This window comes from Rummeliibacillus stabekisii (genome assembly GCF_007988965.1).
Classification (GTDB): Bacteria; Bacillota; Bacilli; order Bacillales_A; family Planococcaceae; genus Rummeliibacillus; species Rummeliibacillus stabekisii.
This window is the reverse complement of sequence record NZ_BJVD01000002.1, coordinates 152,194-169,864: the sequence shown is the minus strand read 5'-3', so window position 1 is coordinate 169,864 and position 17,671 is coordinate 152,194. Positions and strand designations below refer to the sequence as shown.

Sequence of the window (17,671 nt, the reverse complement as noted above, 5' to 3'; positions counted from 1 at the left end):
ATGATTTTACTAGAAAGGAAGTTTTATATGCCGATTCCCAAAACATTAGCTGCTTCGATGATTTCTGCAGCTATCCTTGCAACGACTGTTACAACGGCCATTCCTACTATTCAAGCAGATGCTAAAACGACTGTCAAAGCAAAAGTAAAACAAGGCAAAACAAGCCGACTTGGCAGAATTAAAACAGCGAAAGCCATTATCTATCCATCACCAACAGCTACAAAGGGGACAACAAGCGCTAAGCAGCTGCACCTGACATTTTATATAAATAAGAAAGCCATCTACAAAGATACAGCGTACTTTTTAATAAGTAATTACAAAGATCCGAGCAAACCAACTGTTGGGTGGGTTAAATCGAAAGATATTACTACAAGAACTCATACTATTGCTAAAAATAGCACAACTAAACGTTATGTGAAAGGGAATGGCAAAGCGTATACAAGACCTTGGGGAGACGAGCGTAATGTTATGTTTACAACTCTCACCAAAGACAAAAATACACTGTTCCAACCAAAAACAACCGAAAAAGTTGGCAATGACGTATGGTACAGTGGCAAATTAAATGGCCAAACGGTCTGGCTTAAATACAATCAGGTTACTACAACAAAACCATCAACAAGTGAACCAAAACCTGAAACACCAAAGCCAACCGAACCACCTAAAACAGAAGAACCAACCAAACCAACTGAACCAACTAAACCAGTCGAGCCGCCAAAGGAAGATCCTTCTTTTGAAACAACTGCTGTTGAAAAAATCGGCTCTTTAAAAAGTACGGCTAAAATCTATCAAGATCCAACTAAGTTAGTAGATGCCGAACTAGGAAGCAGCTATAGCAAGGAAAACTTCTATGTATATAAGAAGACAACTATCAAAAGTAAAACCTACTACCAAATTAGCCGCGATTCAAAACCAATCGGCTGGGTAGAAGAAGGCCAACTGAATCTGAAAAACATCACCTCATCAAGCACAACAAACCTAAAGTTATACCTGACTGGCTTCGGCTCAGCATATAATATCTCTGATGGAGATACAAATAACGTTGTCTATGAGAAACTTGATGCCTACCGTGCGAAAGCATTCACTGCTAAAAAGGTAGAAGTGGTAAACGGCAAAACGTACTACCAAGGATCGATCGGCGGTAAGACAGTTTGGATCAATCTTGAACAAGCAGGCAATAACTTTATAGCAGAAAACCTGCGCAAAACATCCAACATCACACAGAGTGAAATGCAAAATTACTTAATTAAGAAAAAAGGTGCTGCGATCACTTCCGCTACTCTTTACAAAATGATTCCGGCTTTCTTGGAAATTCAAAAAGAGTATGGCATTAACGCACAATTTATGTTTGCGCATGCTATCGTTGAGACAGGGTGGGGAAGCTCGCAGATCTCTCAATACAAAAACAACTTCTTTGGCTATCAAGCATATGATTCTGCGCCATTTACATGTGCGCTATACTTCCCTTCAGGAAAAGAAGGTCTTGCTTATTATGCAGAAAAAATTTACCAAAATTATTTGAGAGTTGGCGGCGTCTATAATAATGGTGTTAATGTGGCGGGCATGAATGTTCGCTACGCGACAGATAAAAACTGGGGACGCACCATTACACGCATTATGGAAGAAATGAAGCCATACAACTCTAGCTATTATGCTGCACAGCCAATCAGCACAATAGTACCGGCGCCAGTAAATAAAACATACGATCATATTATTCCTGCCAATATGCCACAGCCAAGTATCTTTAAAACATTTGATAAAGGCATTAAGGCAACAACGAATGCATCGACGAAAGTTTATTCAATGCCATATGCACAGCCAGCACGTCAACTTGGCACATTAGCAAGTGGCAAGAGCATTACACTGCTTGGCCATAATTCAGATGTGAAGGACATTAAAGACAGTAGCGGCAAATTCAAAGCGCGCTGGTTCCGTATTCAATATACAGATGCTAACGGACAAGCTACAGACCATGCATGGGTAAGCAGCGAAAGCCTCGATATCCAAAACCTAGCTGTTACGAACGGAGACGGCTGTAACGTCCGCGACAAAGCTTCAACAAAAGACTCTAAAATCTTAACTAAACTAAATGATGAAACCTACTTCAAACTCGTATTAGACAGCAAAAACAAACCTGTCACAGAAAAAGACGAAAGCAACACAACATGGTATCAGCTATATATTCCAGGCACCACTACGAAAGCTTGGATTAGCTCTACTATTATCACGAAGTTTTAAAGAAAACTCCGCCTATAAACAGGCGGAGTTTTTTTATGTTTTAAAATGATAAAAGGATGGCAATTGTTTACTTCCAAATCCGATCTAATTGGCCAGCATATAGTTCAATAGCTTTTTTGTAACTAAGAATTTCTTTATCATTAGTCGTCTGTATTAAACACTTTAATAATATCTCCATTGCCTGGCTATGTTCATTTAAATTATATAGCGTCATAGAATAGAAAGTTTTGAGTACCTGACTAGTTGGGAAAGCTTCGATTCCCTGTAGAAAGACATCTTTGGATTTTTCATATTTTCCTAAGGTTCTATAGGAGCTGCCTAAGCCTATGTATGCTTCTTCTAAATCCTTTGAAGGTAACCCCAACTGAATAGCTTTTTCATAGTAAGGAATAGCATTCACTTCGTCACCTAAAAGGTCAAAACTCCAAGCGCATTGATAGCTTAAGATAGCATCGTCAGGATATGTCATTACGAGTTTTAAAAGAAGTGCATTAGATGCTTTATACTCTCCATTTTTTCTTAAACCTAATGCTTTATTCAAATCAGTTTCCATTTGACCCTCCGAATAATTTGGCTTCATTCTCTTGATTAGTATCATATATAAATTCAGAAAATTAGCATATTTAAAGTTTACTGCTGTTGCCTGCAATTTTACAACCGCTTCTAAAGCTTTTACAGACGCTCCCATCCGATTTACCACCGCTCTTCATTAGTTAACTCACGACATTGAGCAATTTAAGTCCTAAGCTGCTCCTAAATAGAGGTAGTATTTCGAGCAAAATCAAATTAGCAACGCGCAAGAAGATCATTGATAAGTAGGTATATAGCGCGCATTCTTATACTTACCAATCTTCTGAAGCTTCATCTGACTTAATAGGCGGTAGGCTTGCCGAGGATTCGCTAAGCCAAGATATTGATAGCATTCCAAACTTGAAATAGAGGGATCAATCAATGAAAAATAGTCATAGATAGCCTGTACATGAGCATCGCGACTTGTGTGATGGCAATAGGGACAGTACCAATGCATATTTATTCTTCGCATATGCAATTTACGGCAGTTTGGACAAGCTACGCCGTTCAAAACGTCCTTTCTCGAAAGGTTATACCTCTGTAATAATGGATAAGGATTATAATCAGTATGCTGTTTCAATAAGGATTGGACGAGTTTTTCTATCTGCTGGGGTGACAATGGCTCTTTTTGTACCGGTATATTTCGAATATAGGGTTTAATATCATTTTTCAAAAGAATAGTATTAGCTGATGAAGTTAGTTCAATGAAGCTTGAGGAAAAAGGAAAAACTATCGCGCCGTAAATGGGGAGATTGATATAGTTGTGTAAAAAGAATACTTGAAGTTGGTGGGTGTATTCTTCCAGTTGGGGTTCTGGACTAGGAAATGCATGTGTTTCACCTGTTGATAAATGGCGCACCAATTGTCGAGGATTTTGTCTTAATTCTATCGTTCCTTTGATATTCTTTACCTCAAACACAACTGCAAAATTTGTAGTTAACAGCAAAATATCCATTTGTATTTTAGATTCCAATACAAGAGATAAGTTATGAAATACATAATACTTTTCAGGTGGATGCAACTGACCAAGAGTATCAACTATAATTTTCTCTCCTAAATCGCCAGCTTCTATATTTCTCCATTGCCTCTCCAATTCCTGTTTCAAAGGATGAGTCGCTGATAACCGATCACTCAGTTTTCGCAAGGAATCTAAATAATGGGTGGGTGCAAAAGGTTTAATCAACATAAAAATCACTCCCAAACTCAATTGTTTAAACGAGTATATAATATGAAGAAACCTGTGTAAAATGGCTGACAATATTACAAACATCAAATAAATATACACAAAAGAAAAGCATACTTGTAAAATATAGTGAATGCTAAATTATGGCCAACTATTGCAGTTGAAAATTTATTATGCAAATATCGACTAATAGCCACAATGCCTAGCTTCAATGCTTACCATCGTTCTCTGTTGATTTACCATCACTGAGGACACATTTACTACCGTTCATACTCATTTAACAACCGCCCTCTAGAAGTTTACTCCCCAAAAGCACAATTTAAGTCCCGAAGATACTCGCCCGTTCAGCAATTATGGAGATCGCTTTGGAAAAGAAATGGCTGTTATCAAAAATATAAATAAGTAAATTAATAAGGGGAGGACCAATATTAGGTTCTCCCTTGTTTGTTTTAAATGCTGCGGTCATTTATTTGCTTTACAATATTCTCTTTAAAATCCTTAAATGGTATACTGATTGATTGTTTTTCTCCGTGCTTTCGAACATTTACTGCGTTTTCTTTTAACTCTTCATCACCAAGCACAATAATATAAGGAATCTTTTGCATCTGTGCTCTTCTTATTTTATAGCCTAATTTTCCTTCGTCATCGTCAATTTTAACTCGTACCCCTAATTGTCTCAGCTGAGATTGGATTTTTAAGCAATAATCTAGGTGAACCTGAGAGACGGGGACAACTTGTACCTGTGTCGGAGCGAGCCAAACAGGGAAGGCTCCTGCAAAATGTTCAATTAAAATGCCTAAGAAACGATCGATGGAACCGAATACTGCGCGATGAATGACCACCGGACGAGCTTTTTCATTTTGTTTGTCTATATATGTTAAATCAAACTTATCTGGTAGCTGGAAGTCGAGCTGCACTGTAGCACATTGATGGCTGCGTTGAATGGCATCTTTTATGTGAATATCAATTTTGGGGCCATAAAAGGCACCATCGCCCTCATTGATTTTGTAAGGATACCCCAAGTTATTTAGTACGTTTTCTAAAGCTGTTTCAGCCCGATTCCAAAGTTCCTCGCTGCCCATTGAATCCTCTGGGCGTGTCGATAATTCAATTTCATATTCAAATCCGAATACTTTATACACATGGTCGATGATTTTTAACGCAAGAGTAATTTCATCTTCAATCTGTTCTGGTGTAACGAAAATATGAGCATCATCCTGGCAAAATGATCTAACACGTAATAAACCATTTAAGGCACCGCTAAATTCATGTCGATGAACTTGCCCGAATTCCGCCATGCGAATAGGCAAATCACGATAGGAATGTCGTTCATTTTTGAAAATGAGCATATGTCCAGGACAGTTCATCGGTTTTAAGGCAAAGCTTTGTTCATCAACCTGTGTAAAGTACATGTTTTCTTTGTAGTGATCCCAGTGACCGGATTGCTCCCACAATCTCTGATTCATCATGAGTGGAGTCCGCACCTCTTTATAATCATACTTAGTCTGTAAATTTCGTAAAAAGGACTCGAGCTCATTCCGTATAATCTGGCCATTTGCCAGATAGAAAGGCATGCCAGGTGCTTCCTCTGAGAACATGAATAACTCAAGTTCTTTTCCAAGTTTACGGTGATTTCGCTTTTCCGCTTCCTCTAGAAAGACGAAATAGTCACGTAGCTCATCCTTTGTTGCAAAAGCGACACCATAGATGCGTTGAAGCATTTTATTATTACTATCGCCTCGCCAATATGCCCCAGACACTTTTGTTAATTTAAAATGCTGGATCTTACCTGTAGAAGGTATATGAGGACCCCGACATAAATCATAAAAGTCATCCTGTTCATAAACAGTAACTGTTTCATCCTGTGGAATGTCTTCTAACAACTCAAGTTTTAATGGATCATGCGCAAATAACTGTTTTGCTTTCTCGCGTGAAACTTCCTTTCGTTTTATCTCCACGTTTTCATTAATGATTTGTTTCATAACCTTTTCTATTTGAGGTAAATCACTTGGAGTGATAGGGGAATCCAGCTCCACATCATAATAAAAACCATCTTCAATGACAGGGCCAACTCCAAAATGAATAGAAGGATATATACGTTTTAATGCGTGTGCCAATAAGTGGGCTGTTGAATGGCGAACCACTGCTATTCCTTCTTTTGAAGCTGCATCATATAAGGAAATCTGCGCATCTTCTGTAATCTGGCATCCTACATCTGTAGGTATCCCATTTACATAACCGACAATTGTCTTTTTAGAAAGACTTGGGCTAATGGAGTGGGCAATATCAGTTAGTGTTACGCCTCGCTCGTATTGCTGTTGTTTGCCATCTGGAAATTGAATTTGTATAAATTGATCATTCATCATGTTAAACACTCCTTTTTTATAATAAAAAAAACACACGCATCCCTAAACAAGGGACGAGTGTGTTGTTAACCCGTGGTTCCACCCAACTTTCCATACGCTAAAGAATAGCCTATGGCTCTGGTGCTGTAACGTAGCATAGACGGTATTGGATACTACATTCCCCAATACAGCTTAAAGGTGGTAAATTATTTTCCTAAGCTAGGAAGATTTCAGCAAAACTTCCCTCTCTGTAAACCGTAAAAATAATTCATGTCCTCATCATCGCTTTTAATTTTTATCTCAATCAATCGAATCCTGTTAAATACAAAAAAACGCACGCATCCCTAATAAAGGGACGAGTACGTTTTAACCCGTGGTTCCACCCAACTTCCCATAAGTTAGAAACAACTTATGGCTTTGGTGCTGTAACGTAGCATAGACGGTATCGGATACTAGATTCCCCGATACAGCTCAAAGGTGGTAAATTACTCTCCTGCGTTAGGAAGATTTCAGCAAAACTTCCCTCTCTGTAAACCGTAAAAGCAATTCATGTCCTTATCAGCGCTTCTTCATCAAGAATTAAATTATTATATATATTATGATAATTATTACTATTTAGCAACACCTATTTTAATTATGAACAATTTACCATCTTAACTTCCTCACCAATCCAATCATTTTACATCCCATTAAACTTCCGCTAGCATTATGACGTATAAATATCAGATTTACACAGATAGATGAAAAAAGGGAAGGATGAGTAATATGAGACTCTCTATTCTAGATCAAGCGCCGATTCCAAAAGGTGCTAAACCGGCACAGGCTTTAAAAAACAGCGAAACATTAGCGATTCTCGGCGAAGAGCTTGGTTATCACCGTATGTGGATGGCGGAACATCATAACGGGCAATCGCTTGCAAGCTCTGCGCCTGAAGTAACTGCAGCTCACTTGGCTGCTAAAACAAACCGTATTCGTATCGGCACAGGCGGCATTATGATGATGCATTACTCACCATTAAAAGTAGCGGAAGTGTTCAAAACATTAAGCGCACTGTCACCTGGCCGCATCGACTTTGGCGTTGGACGCGCACCAGGCGGAGATACTTATGCTATTTATGCGATGGCAAAAGGTAAACGACCTGAGATGACGGATCAATATAAAGAAATTGAAACAACACTTAAGTTGATGAACGATCAAAAACCAGGCATCTCTGTCTATGATTCAGTCGTGGCGACACCAGCGCGCGTAGAACTTCCTGAAGCATGGTTATTAGGCTCGACTGGTAATAGTGCCGTACGAGCAGGTCGCATGGGAATGGGTTACTCCTTTGCTCAATTCTTCAATGGTGGAATGACGAGAGAAATCTTCGACACATACCGCGCTAATTTCGAGCCTTCATACTTTATGGAATCGCCAGAAATTTTGGTGACATATGCGACAACTGTAGCGGAAACAAAAGAAGAAGCAGAATTCTTAGCAATGCCGATTGATATTTCTAGACTGCAGCTGATGCAAGGCAACTTAATCCAAACCTTGTCACCAGAAGAAGCGAAAGACTATCCATTAACTGAAATGGACAAAATGATGATTGAAGAAAACCGCAAATTGCATCTAGTCGGCACACCGAAGGAAGTAGGCGATATTATTCGTCGAGATCAAGAGCAATACGGCTTTGACGAAGCGATGTTCAATTGTAACCAATTCAGCATCGAAAGTCGAAAACAAAGCTACACGCTATTAGCAAAAGAATTATTGGATTAATTTATATCCATAGCAGAAGCAGGGCAAATATGAATAAAATAAGAAACCAGAAGCGCTGATTAATTCAGTTCTTGTGGTTTTTTTGTGTTTAAGTAATCTATAAATGCTCTAATTATTAAAATTATTGGATAGAAAGGTTGTAGAATACTTTACTCATATTTCTTTATTCTACAAAAGCTAATAAAAGGAGTCTTTCTATGAAAGATACAGAAGTTAAATTAATACCGAATGAAGCATTAGTTTCTATGAGTAATATGGAAGAAGTTATCCCAACAAACATTCTAGAAATAGGTGTTCAAACAAAATGGAAAAAGGGGTTTTCTGGGCAAGAGGTAGTCATTGCTGTTATAGATACGGGTTGTGATAGTAGTCACCCAGATTTATCTGAAGCGATAATTGATGGCTATAATTTTACGACAGAACATAATGGAAATCCTGAAAATTATAATGATACGAACGGTCACGGTACCCATGCAGCAGGTGTGATAGCAGCTGCGCAAAATAATAAGGGAGTTATAGGTATATCATTCAAATCCAAATTATTAATTTTAAAAGTACTAAATTCTGTTGGCGGTGGATCTATTGATAATCTAATTAAGTCTCTTGACTATGCTTCAAAATGGCGTGGACCAAATAATGAAAGAGTTAGAATCATATCTCTATCACTTGGTACAAAGCAAGCTTCGACGGAGCTCCACAACGCTGTAAAGAGAGCGATAAATAATGGAATATCAGTTGTAGTAGCTTCAGGAAATGATGGTGATGGAGAATTTAGTACGAATGAATATCGATATCCAGGAGCTTATGAAGAAGTGATTGAGGTTGGGGCAATCGACCAGAACCAAAAAATAGCACATTTCTCAAATACAAATGAGTATGTTGATCTCTATGCTCCTGGAGTTAATGTGTATTCAACATTTCTAAATCAACAATATGCGATTTTATCAGGTACTTCAATGGCTGTACCACATGTAGCAGGAGCGTTAGGTTTACTGATTGAAGAGCATGAATATAAACAAAATAAAAGGTTAAGTGAACAAGAAATTTATGACATTCTAATGCTACATACAGAGAATAGAGAATTAAATAATCATAATATAAATATTTTATCTTTATCTAAAAAACCTTTTAAAAGAAAGGAGGAAATCAGATGAATGATTCCTTAACAATTAAAGAATTGTTTGTTAAATGCTATTGTGAATATAGGAAAACACAAGCATACTTAACACAGTGCTTGGATAAATGCCCAGAAGAGGAGAGAGAATACTTAATAGAGCTTGTAGAAAAAACAGCCTCAACCTCTAAAAAAATAAAAGAATTTTACGAAAAGCATTAGATTTTATTGTAAAAAATGGTATAATTAAAAAGTAAATATTCAGACAAAAAGTAGAATAAATCTATTTATGACTATACATTGCTAGTCATTTTTTTACAACCAAAAATAGAACATACATTCTCTTTTTGTGTAGGTGTGGAGGTAATTATTATGGAATTTAACATGACAGAAGGATATTGTACGGATGCCCTTCAAAAGTTCAAGTTGGATAATGAGGAGTTTTTAAAAAATAATATTGTTCTTTCCTTTCTTAAAAATAAGGACCATGAGGATTTATTTGTTACTGCTATATGTAATCCAACTATTGAAAATGAGAAAAAATTAGACAATGCCTTTAGGAAGTTTTATTTTCATATTCGGTTTATTTCTTTTATCTCAACAGCTATATATTTTAATGCAGTCAACTTCGATAAAAAACATAGAAAGATTCAACAACGACACCCTTTAACAGTTGATAGACCTTTAGGAAATGATGAAGATGGCACCTTTAAAGATTTAATTACTGATGAAAAAGCGCAAATTCATATTGATCATATTATACAAAAAGAAAGTATTTTGGATTATCTCGAAGATCCACAGTTATGCTCAGCGGTTGAGAAGTTAACGGAAAAGCAAAAGGAAATAATCAATTTAGCATTCGTAAACGGACTCTCAGACACCCAAATTGGGAAGATACTGAACAAATCTCAACAATCTGTTTCTAAGACTAGAAAAAAAGCAATTCAGAATATAATACAGTCTTTAAAAGGAGGGAAAAATAGCAAATGACAGAAATCCCTGAATGGATTGTTATTTTAGGAAACTTTGGGTTTCCTATAGCCATAACAATGTACTTATTCGTTCGTTTTGAAAAGAAAATAGAAAATTTAGAAGCAGCTATAACAGAACTAGGACAAGTTATTAAAGAAACAAGGAGGAATTAATAGATGACAGTATTCTTATATGAGTTAGTAAAAGAATCACAAGAAAGCAAACATGCAATGCAATCATTAATTGATTTATTTGAACCTAAATTAAAAAAATCTCTTTCGCTTACAAGCTATGAAAATCGAGAAGATTTAGCACAAGAATTAAAATATACACTTATTAAATATATTCATGGATATCAAGTAGAGGAAACGCCGGGGTTTTATGATTTGAAAAGAAAAATAGAAAATAAAAGAGCTATGTGAAGAGCTTTAAATTATATGTAATCATAATTTCTATAATAAAACGGAGGGAAATTTTGTATGGAAATCATCGTCTATACTCAACCAAATTGTATATATTGCGAAAATCTCGTAAGCTTTCTTGAAGAAAAGAAAGTGAATTATAAAGAGATAAATATCCATAAAAGTATTGAGGTGTACGACGAATTCAGTCAACTAGGAGGGAGAGCTACACCTTATATCATTAAAAAAATAAATAATAAAATTGTTTCAAAGATTGTAGGATTTAATAAAAAAGAGATAATAACTGAACTTAATATTTCTTAATTTAAATTTTAGCAGGTAGAAAATTTATTTCTATCTGCTTTTTTCTATATTAAAGGGTTGTTATTTCATCAACGTTTTCCTCTTTATTAATTATTATGCTGTGTTAGAAAGGATGAGAAAATTGAAGGTTTTAAAAGTATTAACAGCTAGTAATTTAAAGATGCATAAGTATTTATTGTTAATAGGGTTAGCTAGTTTATTACTTTATGGGGGACTCATTGAATATACATTGCTATATAAAGCGAAAGATCCAGGTAATGCATTACAATTTTCAAGTTTTTTAATCCAGTCGGGTATGTTGTTTTTTCTGTTGATAGGATATCAATTAGCCACTAAGAATCTAACAAGCTCGCTATATCAAGTAGCAAATAAAGAAATGAGAAAATTGCATTGTATTAACATATCCTTTTTATTTATTTTATCCTTACTGTTTGTTTTAACTTTTATCATAAGTACTAACATTTATTATCACTGTATAGACCCTACTAACTCTTTTGTAAAAGAGAGTTCACTGTTCTTTTTGTATTATTGGTGGTTGCCTTTTATTATAAGTGCCCTTATAGGCTATATTTTTGGATTGAGTTTCTCTAGCAAAATAGTTTACGTGTGCATATTTATTGTTTGGGCACTTCTCTCACCTACAAATCTAAACTTTTTAAATAATTTGCTTGTTAACTCACAATTAATAGAGGTAGCCAATTGGCTACAAAATATAAATTTAGGTGTATCTAAAGTTGATGAGTTATATAATTCATTATTTAGCTTTGAATTTGATTGGTATAAAAAAGGTATGTTATTGCTCACCTTAATTTTAATTGTTATTTTACAAATTATCTTTTTGAAAAAATGGAGATTTCAGCAATTCAGTATTATCTTAGTGTTTGTTTTATTGTTGTGTTACAGTTCTATTCCATATCATTATTCAAAAAACCAATTACAAGATATACCTACTTTAGCAAAGGAATACGAATATTATAGAAATTTAGAAAGCACCCCCAAACAAAAATACTTTGATTATAGAATTGATAAAGTTAATTTGAGTATACAAAACACAAACTTATTTTCCGTAACGGCAAAACTTCAAATTTCTAATGTAAAAGATCCTAACATAGCTTTTACTTTATATAAGGGCTTTAAAATAAAGAATATTTCTTTAGATAACGGTAAACCGGTAAAATATTATCAAACCGGTGATTATATATACGTGAATCTTTCTGATATTAACAAGAAAAAAATAAATACATTGAAATTTACTTATTCGGGCAATGGCTCTCTGAGAAATCCATCAATTGGGGATGTCGTTTATCTCCCTCATAATTTTACTTGGATTCCTAGTAATCAAAGAATGCCTACCCACTATTTATTTAATCAGGGAGTTACAGCTGCTGCGATTAACAATTCGCCTAATATAGAGTATAGCCTGATACTCCGGGATAACCAGAGACGTTATTTTACGAATTTACGATATGAGGGAAAAGGGAGATACTATGGTGTAGCTAAAGGTGTAACTCTAATTACCGGAGAACTGACGCATAAACATGATAATAATATGGAAGTGGTTTATCCTAGCTCTTGGTTCCCTTATAAAGATGAGTTTAAACAGTATGTTACTCAATACAAAGAAGACCTACAAAGATACAATCGTCTTTTAAAAACAAAAAACAAAATACCCCAGAGAATTATATTGCTCCCTACTCTGGATCCGTTTATTTCTGGCATAAATCCACACTCTATTGGGGATGGAACTAATCTTATTATCCATTTGGACCCTAGTAAGTTTACAAGAGTGATACCTATTGAACAGGGGATTCCTTTTCAGATAGACAGTGCTTTTAATGAATACAATAGCTTAACTGAAAAACAAAGAATAAATTGGCTAATTTTTAATAGTTTTGTAGGCTTCAAAATCGGTAACAACTCTCATGCAGCAGAGTCATTATTTTATTTTTACCTTGAATCCATTCATAGTGCTTTGACACCAAATGAACAAAAAATATTAAATGTCCTAATAAATTTTAGAGAGCGACTTTCAAATGACTTCTTAAAAAAGTGGAAATATCTTATATGCGATAATGAAGAAGATGACTGGAAACAAATCCGGTCTTTAATCAAAGAGAGCTTACTAAAAGAGAGAAAATCGTAAAGGATTTTCTCTTTTTTATATTAGTCCTAAAATATACAGCTATTTTAAAAATAAGGTTGTAATAATAGCTCTATCTCTTTCTTTATATAATGTCAGCTGATACAAATTAATGCATTAATTTAAAAATGATGAGGAGGAATAGGTATGACAATGGTTTTAGAAAAGTTAAATGTCAAAAAGATTATTGTCTCAGGTGTACTTTTAATGAGTATGCTTATGGGAATCAATGCATTTGCGGCAATGGATAAATATTCAACTGCTAAATTGAACTTTGCTAGTAAAGCAATTGGGGACAACGTAAATATTTGGGATGGAAAAGCAAAGGTTACTGCAAAAAATGATACTGCAGGTTCTGAACCAACCTTTAGTGCAACAATTAAAAAATCTGTTACATTGCTACCAGATCCAACAACTTGGAATAAGAATATGTTTTCTAGAGGAAGTTTTTCTTCTACAGTTTCTATTTCTGAAGCATCCACCTATTATGCCCAAGCTTCAACACTTTCACCTTTAGGTATGGGGAATGTTCAAGTGCAATCACTAGACACTAGTTGGTAGAACATTAAAACAAGATGGACCATTAATTTAATTAATGGTCCATCTGTTTAGTATATAAGAATCTTAAAATAATAGGAGGTTCCTAATGATAAAAATAAGTAATTTATCTAAAACGATAAGAAGGAAAGTAATACTGGATAATATTAATGCAGAATTAAGCGGGATTACAGGGATAATTGGTCCGAATGGTGCTGGCAAAACAACTCTTATGGAGATTATTGCTTCTGTTCAGAAAGCGGATAGCAAATCAATAATTACTTATAACAATAATAATCGGAAAGTGAAAATTGGCTATTTACCTCAAAACTTTAATATCTATCCTAACTTGACTGTAGGCCAAGTCATTGAATTAATAGCATCTTTAAAAAAAGCTTACCATAAAGTCTATATTGAACAGTTAATAGATCAAATGAATTTAGAACTTTATCGAGATGTTAAATTAAAAAAACTATCGGGGGGAACTTTACAAAGAGTTGGTATTGTTCAGGCCCTCTTAAATAAACCAGATTATTTAATAATCGATGAACCTACTACAGGTTTAGATATTATTGAAGCAATTAAACTAAGGGAGTCTTTGCTGAGTCTGAAAGATGAGGTGGAGATTATAATATCTTCCCATATTCCAGAAGATATAGCATCGATATGTGATAATTTGCTCGTAATTAAAGAAGGTAAAAAAATATATGACGGGGATATTAATCAACTAATCTCAAAAACATCTAATACAACCTACGAAGGCATTATAAATAGGTCGGAATTGAATAGCGCAAACTCGATGGGAAGGTTAGTTCGGGTCGAACCATTGGATAGTAATCAAGTAAAGGTTAGATTGGTTACCAATAATCCATTAAATAATAATTGCTTTCATAAAGTAGAAGCAGACTTTTTAAGTGGTTACATAAATTTATTGGAAGGGGATTATAATGTCTAAAATTATCAGAATAAAGTCAATATCAGTCCAATCTTTATTAAGTATCATCGCTATAATGTTTTTGATTTTTTTCATCGCGATAATGGCTGATATTTTTAAGAGTGCAAATACTATCTTTCTTTTAATTCAAATTGTTTTTGTTCCCCTTTTTAGTATTCTTGTGCTTTTTCTTTTTTATGATCTTTTTGGGACAAGACATACTTCTTTTCTTCTAACAATTTACGATGATTTGGTACAAAGGATTTTTTTCATTTATTTCGGTCTGTATAGTATTTTATTATTAATACTTTGCCTTTCATTAAAGACTATTTATGAGGATTTCAATGTATTAGTAGGCTTCTCTTTACTGTTATCTCAAATATTGTTGTTTAGCAGTATATTTTTGTTTCTTTTTATGATTATATCTGACATTAGTATTACCATATCTTTAATGGCTCTTTATCTATCAATAGAATTAGCAACATTTGGTGCTAACCGATTATTATATCATGCATTTTATTTTAATTTACACACTCCAATGAGTTTTTCTACTATAATCAATATATTTATCATCAATCTTACATTAGGCTTGATAAGTTTTAGACTCTGTAAATCTATCGTTACTTTTAATTAAACTGAAATTTCATCCTGTGGTTGTATATTAGACGTATTCCTTTTCTTTATATAATGTCAGCTGGCAAATTAAAAATAAAAGGAGGTCCAACAAATGGAAGTTGGATATCATTTAAACCAAGAAGAGATTACAGCTTTAATAAGCAGCTTTAAACAGAAACAAAAGTTTCAAAACTTAATGAGGGAAATTAAAAGATACAGTGAATTAGATTTTGATACAGAAAAAGCGAAAGTGATTCAAGCCTTAAAATTTGATACGACAAAAGGGAAGCAAGTAATCACTGCTAAAGCACTGGTACTGCAATTTAGTGATAAAGTTAACATTCGGTATATTACACGATACTTAAATGGAGATCTTGAAACAACGAATGATTTTTTTGTAGGAACACTTAATCATAACAGCATTGAAGAACCAGAAAAAATTCTACAAACAGTTATGAGGGCAAGTGATGACAATGTTGTTTCTGTTATCAAAAATGAATTTGATGAAGAAGCAGTAGAGATGTCGGCAGAAGCAAATGAAAAATTTGAAGAAGAATTTAACTACGATGAAAATTATGAGCCAGGTCAATTAGTCGGACAAGTTGATGCTCAGAGTCCAATTAAAGGTTGTATTGCAGGCGGCTATATTTATTGTGGTGATTCGTGTGGAGGATACCCTGCATGTAAGAGTACAAAGAGTGGAGTAAATGGTCTGGATAACTGCTGTAAAACACATGATTGTTGCTACAACACCTATGGCGTAGGTTACCCGCATTGCTATTGCGATCAACAATTATGTGATTGCGCCCAAGCTGCTCCTTTTGCCAAGGCTAAGATACTCGTTGAGTCAGCATTCTGCTTTGTATGCTAGTATTCAAAGAATCTATAATGTTAATAAGTCGATGAAACGGTAAATAAAAATGGTTCTATACATCAATTTTGATGTTAGGAACCATTTTTTTATTTGCTCAAGCATACAAAATCAGAGATTACGGCATTGTATATTATTCGTACAATGTTTTATATTCAATGTAGGAGATGAATTTCAGTATAAGGATAGTATTTGATATTTTATTGAATAATGATTTCCCCAACATATTGAGCCTTTCCTTTATCTGAATTAAGATTAACTTCAATCAAATATTCGCCTTTTTCTTTTGGTACACTAAATGTTTGTTCATTTTTGACATCTAAATCAATCTTTTGTTGGTTCTTTGAAAGTACGATACTTATACCGTCGGGATCAAAATGGCCATCTTCAATCAAAAAGTCAACTTGTTGGCCACTCTTAAGTTTTATTGGTTCTTGTTTCTGGGCCAAGGAATTAATATCGTCCGTTTTTTTATTATATTTTTTATCATAATCCCATTTAACATTTGCTTTTGCTAATTCTGTCTCTTCACTAATGTTGTTGGGATCTACTAGTGAAACAGTTGGGGGAGAGAAATCGTAATTTTCGCCAAAACAACCTGTTAATAAAAGGGCAAGACATAAGCCTATAGCCCATTTTAATATCCTCATTATTGATTTTACACTCCTTTAAGTTTAAAAGTTACATTTATTATAACATTCTAACTCCAATTTCCATAACACCCTTATTAACACAAACTCGAATGCCTTATTTAGAAGGTTTCTACATAACGAATAGCTGATTGCAGAGTATGTATAGTTTGATGGTAATGGGTGATCCATTTCTTTATGTTTCTTAAAATTATGGTTGTGATTAAGGTGATATGCGTTTCTTTATATAAGGTAAGTAAGAATGGTGATATAGCCAAGAGGTAAGGCGAAGGTCTGCAAAACCTTTACACCACGGTTCGATTCCGTGTATCACCTTTATGAATAAATCCTATAATTTCAAGAAGATTTTATGAGTGTCAAATATTAATGAAAAAGGCGGTCCTGTCCTTCAGGGCTGCTTTTTTGAATTCAACTTGAAGATTGTTCTAATCAAAAAGCCTTTATAATATAAATAAAAAGCCGCATGTAATCAAACTTTTTACAGTTGATTACATACGGTTTTTAAAAAATTTTATGCCTTCTTAGAGGTAAGTTATACCATATAGAGTACCTCTCCCGGTTGTTGGGTAGGAATCGCTCGCCCTTCCCACTCTTAAAGCGTAAGTGTCACCAGTAATACTAAATTCTCCAGTATTTAATGTAGCACCCGGTTTTACTGTCCAAGATTTCACAACCTTCATTGCAAACTTATACGATAGTATGGAAACTTTGAGATCATTATTTCCTGTATTTGTAGCGGTAACTTTTGCGACGCCACCTAGAATATCAATACGTGCACTCTGCATATAACCAGCTAAAGGACTGTCATAGTTAACTGAAACACTGTTTGTCTCTTTTGGAATTCCTTGAGCGGATACTTCTTTATTGATTTCCTCTTTTTTAAATTGATCGTAATCTTTTTTCATACTCTTCATCCTCCTGAAATTTTTTGAATTACATGTAATAAAGAAGGCTAAGGGGGAAGATTTACAACCTTGCTTAGGAATTTATAAAATCAATCTAATATCGAATAAGTACCG

General features: G+C 34.5%; 17 protein-coding genes, 1 tRNA gene and 2 other annotated features. Of the genes, 13 read left to right on the top strand and 5 right to left on the bottom strand.

The window, feature by feature from the left end; all coding sequences use genetic code 11:
* Nucleotides 1-27 precede the first annotated feature (27 nt).
* Nucleotides 28-2,235 (top strand): glucosaminidase domain-containing protein, encoded by a 2,208-nt coding sequence (locus RST01_RS06565; RefSeq protein ID WP_184117527.1) that lies wholly within the window; start codon nucleotides 28-30, stop codon nucleotides 2,233-2,235.
* Between the two features lie 67 nt (nucleotides 2,236-2,302).
* Here RST01_RS06565 and RST01_RS06560 read toward each other — a convergent pair whose 3' ends face one another.
* From RST01_RS06560 to thrS, 3 genes are all read right to left on the bottom strand, one after another.
* The gene (locus RST01_RS06560; protein ID WP_147195701.1) at nucleotides 2,303-2,788 is read right to left on the bottom strand and encodes a tetratricopeptide repeat protein; all 486 of its coding nucleotides are present in this window, start codon (nucleotides 2,786-2,788) and stop codon (nucleotides 2,303-2,305) included.
* A 252-nt stretch (nucleotides 2,789-3,040) separates the two neighbouring features.
* A complete protein-coding gene (locus tag RST01_RS06555) occupies nucleotides 3,041-3,991 on the bottom strand; it encodes a nuclease-related domain-containing protein (protein WP_184117526.1) in 951 nt (316 codons plus the stop codon).
* Nucleotides 3,992-4,437: 446 nt separating this feature from the next.
* Nucleotides 4,438-6,351: a threonine--tRNA ligase gene (gene thrS, locus RST01_RS06550; RefSeq protein WP_147195699.1), complete on the bottom strand. Its 1,914-nt coding sequence runs from the start codon at nucleotides 6,349-6,351 to the stop codon at nucleotides 4,438-4,440.
* 49 nt (nucleotides 6,352-6,400) lie between these two features.
* Nucleotides 6,401-6,625: a binding site (T-box leader), on the bottom strand.
* Between the two features lie 56 nt (nucleotides 6,626-6,681).
* Nucleotides 6,682-6,904 (bottom strand) — a binding site (T-box leader).
* Nucleotides 6,905-7,098: 194 nt separating this feature from the next.
* Between thrS and RST01_RS06545 the strand changes: the two genes are divergently transcribed.
* The 11 genes from RST01_RS06545 (at nucleotide 7,099) to RST01_RS06495 (ending at nucleotide 16,002) form a co-directional block, all read left to right on the top strand.
* A complete protein-coding gene (locus tag RST01_RS06545; RefSeq protein ID WP_147195349.1) occupies nucleotides 7,099-8,094 on the top strand; it encodes an LLM class flavin-dependent oxidoreductase in 996 nt (331 codons plus the stop codon).
* A gap of 197 nt (nucleotides 8,095-8,291) precedes the next feature.
* The gene (locus tag RST01_RS06540; RefSeq protein WP_147195347.1) at nucleotides 8,292-9,248 is read left to right on the top strand and encodes a S8 family peptidase; all 957 of its coding nucleotides are present in this window, start codon (nucleotides 8,292-8,294) and stop codon (nucleotides 9,246-9,248) included.
* Nucleotides 9,245-9,430, top strand: coding sequence for a hypothetical protein (locus tag RST01_RS06535; protein WP_147195345.1), 186 nt, complete (start codon nucleotides 9,245-9,247; stop codon nucleotides 9,428-9,430). The genes RST01_RS06540 and RST01_RS06535 overlap by 4 nt, the downstream gene beginning before the upstream one ends.
* Before the next feature lie 150 nt (nucleotides 9,431-9,580).
* Complete coding sequence (locus RST01_RS06530; RefSeq protein ID WP_147195343.1) at nucleotides 9,581-10,198, top strand: sigma-70 family RNA polymerase sigma factor; 618 nt, start codon at nucleotides 9,581-9,583, stop codon at nucleotides 10,196-10,198.
* Nucleotides 10,195-10,353 carry a YvrJ family protein gene (locus RST01_RS06525; RefSeq protein ID WP_084246991.1) on the top strand — a complete coding sequence of 53 codons (159 nt, stop codon included), beginning with the start codon at nucleotides 10,195-10,197 and terminating at the stop codon, nucleotides 10,351-10,353. The genes RST01_RS06530 and RST01_RS06525 overlap by 4 nt, the downstream gene beginning before the upstream one ends.
* A 3-nt stretch (nucleotides 10,354-10,356) precedes the next feature.
* Nucleotides 10,357-10,602: a helix-turn-helix domain-containing protein gene (locus tag RST01_RS06520; protein ID WP_066791792.1), complete on the top strand. Its 246-nt coding sequence runs from the start codon at nucleotides 10,357-10,359 to the stop codon at nucleotides 10,600-10,602.
* A 57-nt stretch (nucleotides 10,603-10,659) separates the two neighbouring features.
* A complete protein-coding gene (locus RST01_RS06515) occupies nucleotides 10,660-10,905 on the top strand; it encodes a glutaredoxin family protein (RefSeq protein ID WP_147195340.1) in 246 nt (81 codons plus the stop codon).
* Nucleotides 10,906-11,026: 121 nt separating this feature from the next.
* Nucleotides 11,027-13,048, top strand: coding sequence for a hypothetical protein (locus tag RST01_RS06510; RefSeq protein WP_147195338.1), 2,022 nt, complete (start codon nucleotides 11,027-11,029; stop codon nucleotides 13,046-13,048).
* 144 nt (nucleotides 13,049-13,192) lie between these two features.
* A complete protein-coding gene (locus tag RST01_RS06505; RefSeq protein WP_147195336.1) occupies nucleotides 13,193-13,606 on the top strand; it encodes a hypothetical protein in 414 nt (137 codons plus the stop codon).
* 85 nt (nucleotides 13,607-13,691) lie between these two features.
* Entirely contained in the window at nucleotides 13,692-14,537 is an 846-nt protein-coding gene (locus RST01_RS06500) for an ABC transporter ATP-binding protein (RefSeq protein WP_147195334.1), read from the top strand.
* A gap of 706 nt (nucleotides 14,538-15,243) precedes the next feature.
* Nucleotides 15,244-16,002 carry a phospholipase A2 family protein gene (locus RST01_RS06495; protein ID WP_147195332.1) on the top strand — a complete coding sequence of 253 codons (759 nt, stop codon included), beginning with the start codon at nucleotides 15,244-15,246 and terminating at the stop codon, nucleotides 16,000-16,002.
* Nucleotides 16,003-16,202: 200 nt separating this feature from the next.
* Here RST01_RS06495 and RST01_RS06490 read toward each other — a convergent pair whose 3' ends face one another.
* Complete coding sequence (locus RST01_RS06490; protein WP_147195330.1) at nucleotides 16,203-16,652, bottom strand: hypothetical protein; 450 nt, start codon at nucleotides 16,650-16,652, stop codon at nucleotides 16,203-16,205.
* A gap of 243 nt (nucleotides 16,653-16,895) precedes the next feature.
* On the opposite strand from RST01_RS06490, the gene RST01_RS06485 reads away from it, so the two are divergent.
* Nucleotides 16,896-16,967 (top strand) — tRNA-Cys (locus RST01_RS06485).
* Between the two features lie 206 nt (nucleotides 16,968-17,173).
* Here RST01_RS06485 and RST01_RS06480 read toward each other — a convergent pair.
* Nucleotides 17,174-17,566 (bottom strand): hypothetical protein, encoded by a 393-nt coding sequence (locus RST01_RS06480; RefSeq protein WP_147195328.1) that lies wholly within the window; start codon nucleotides 17,564-17,566, stop codon nucleotides 17,174-17,176.
* Between the last annotated feature and the right edge of the window lie 105 nt (nucleotides 17,567-17,671).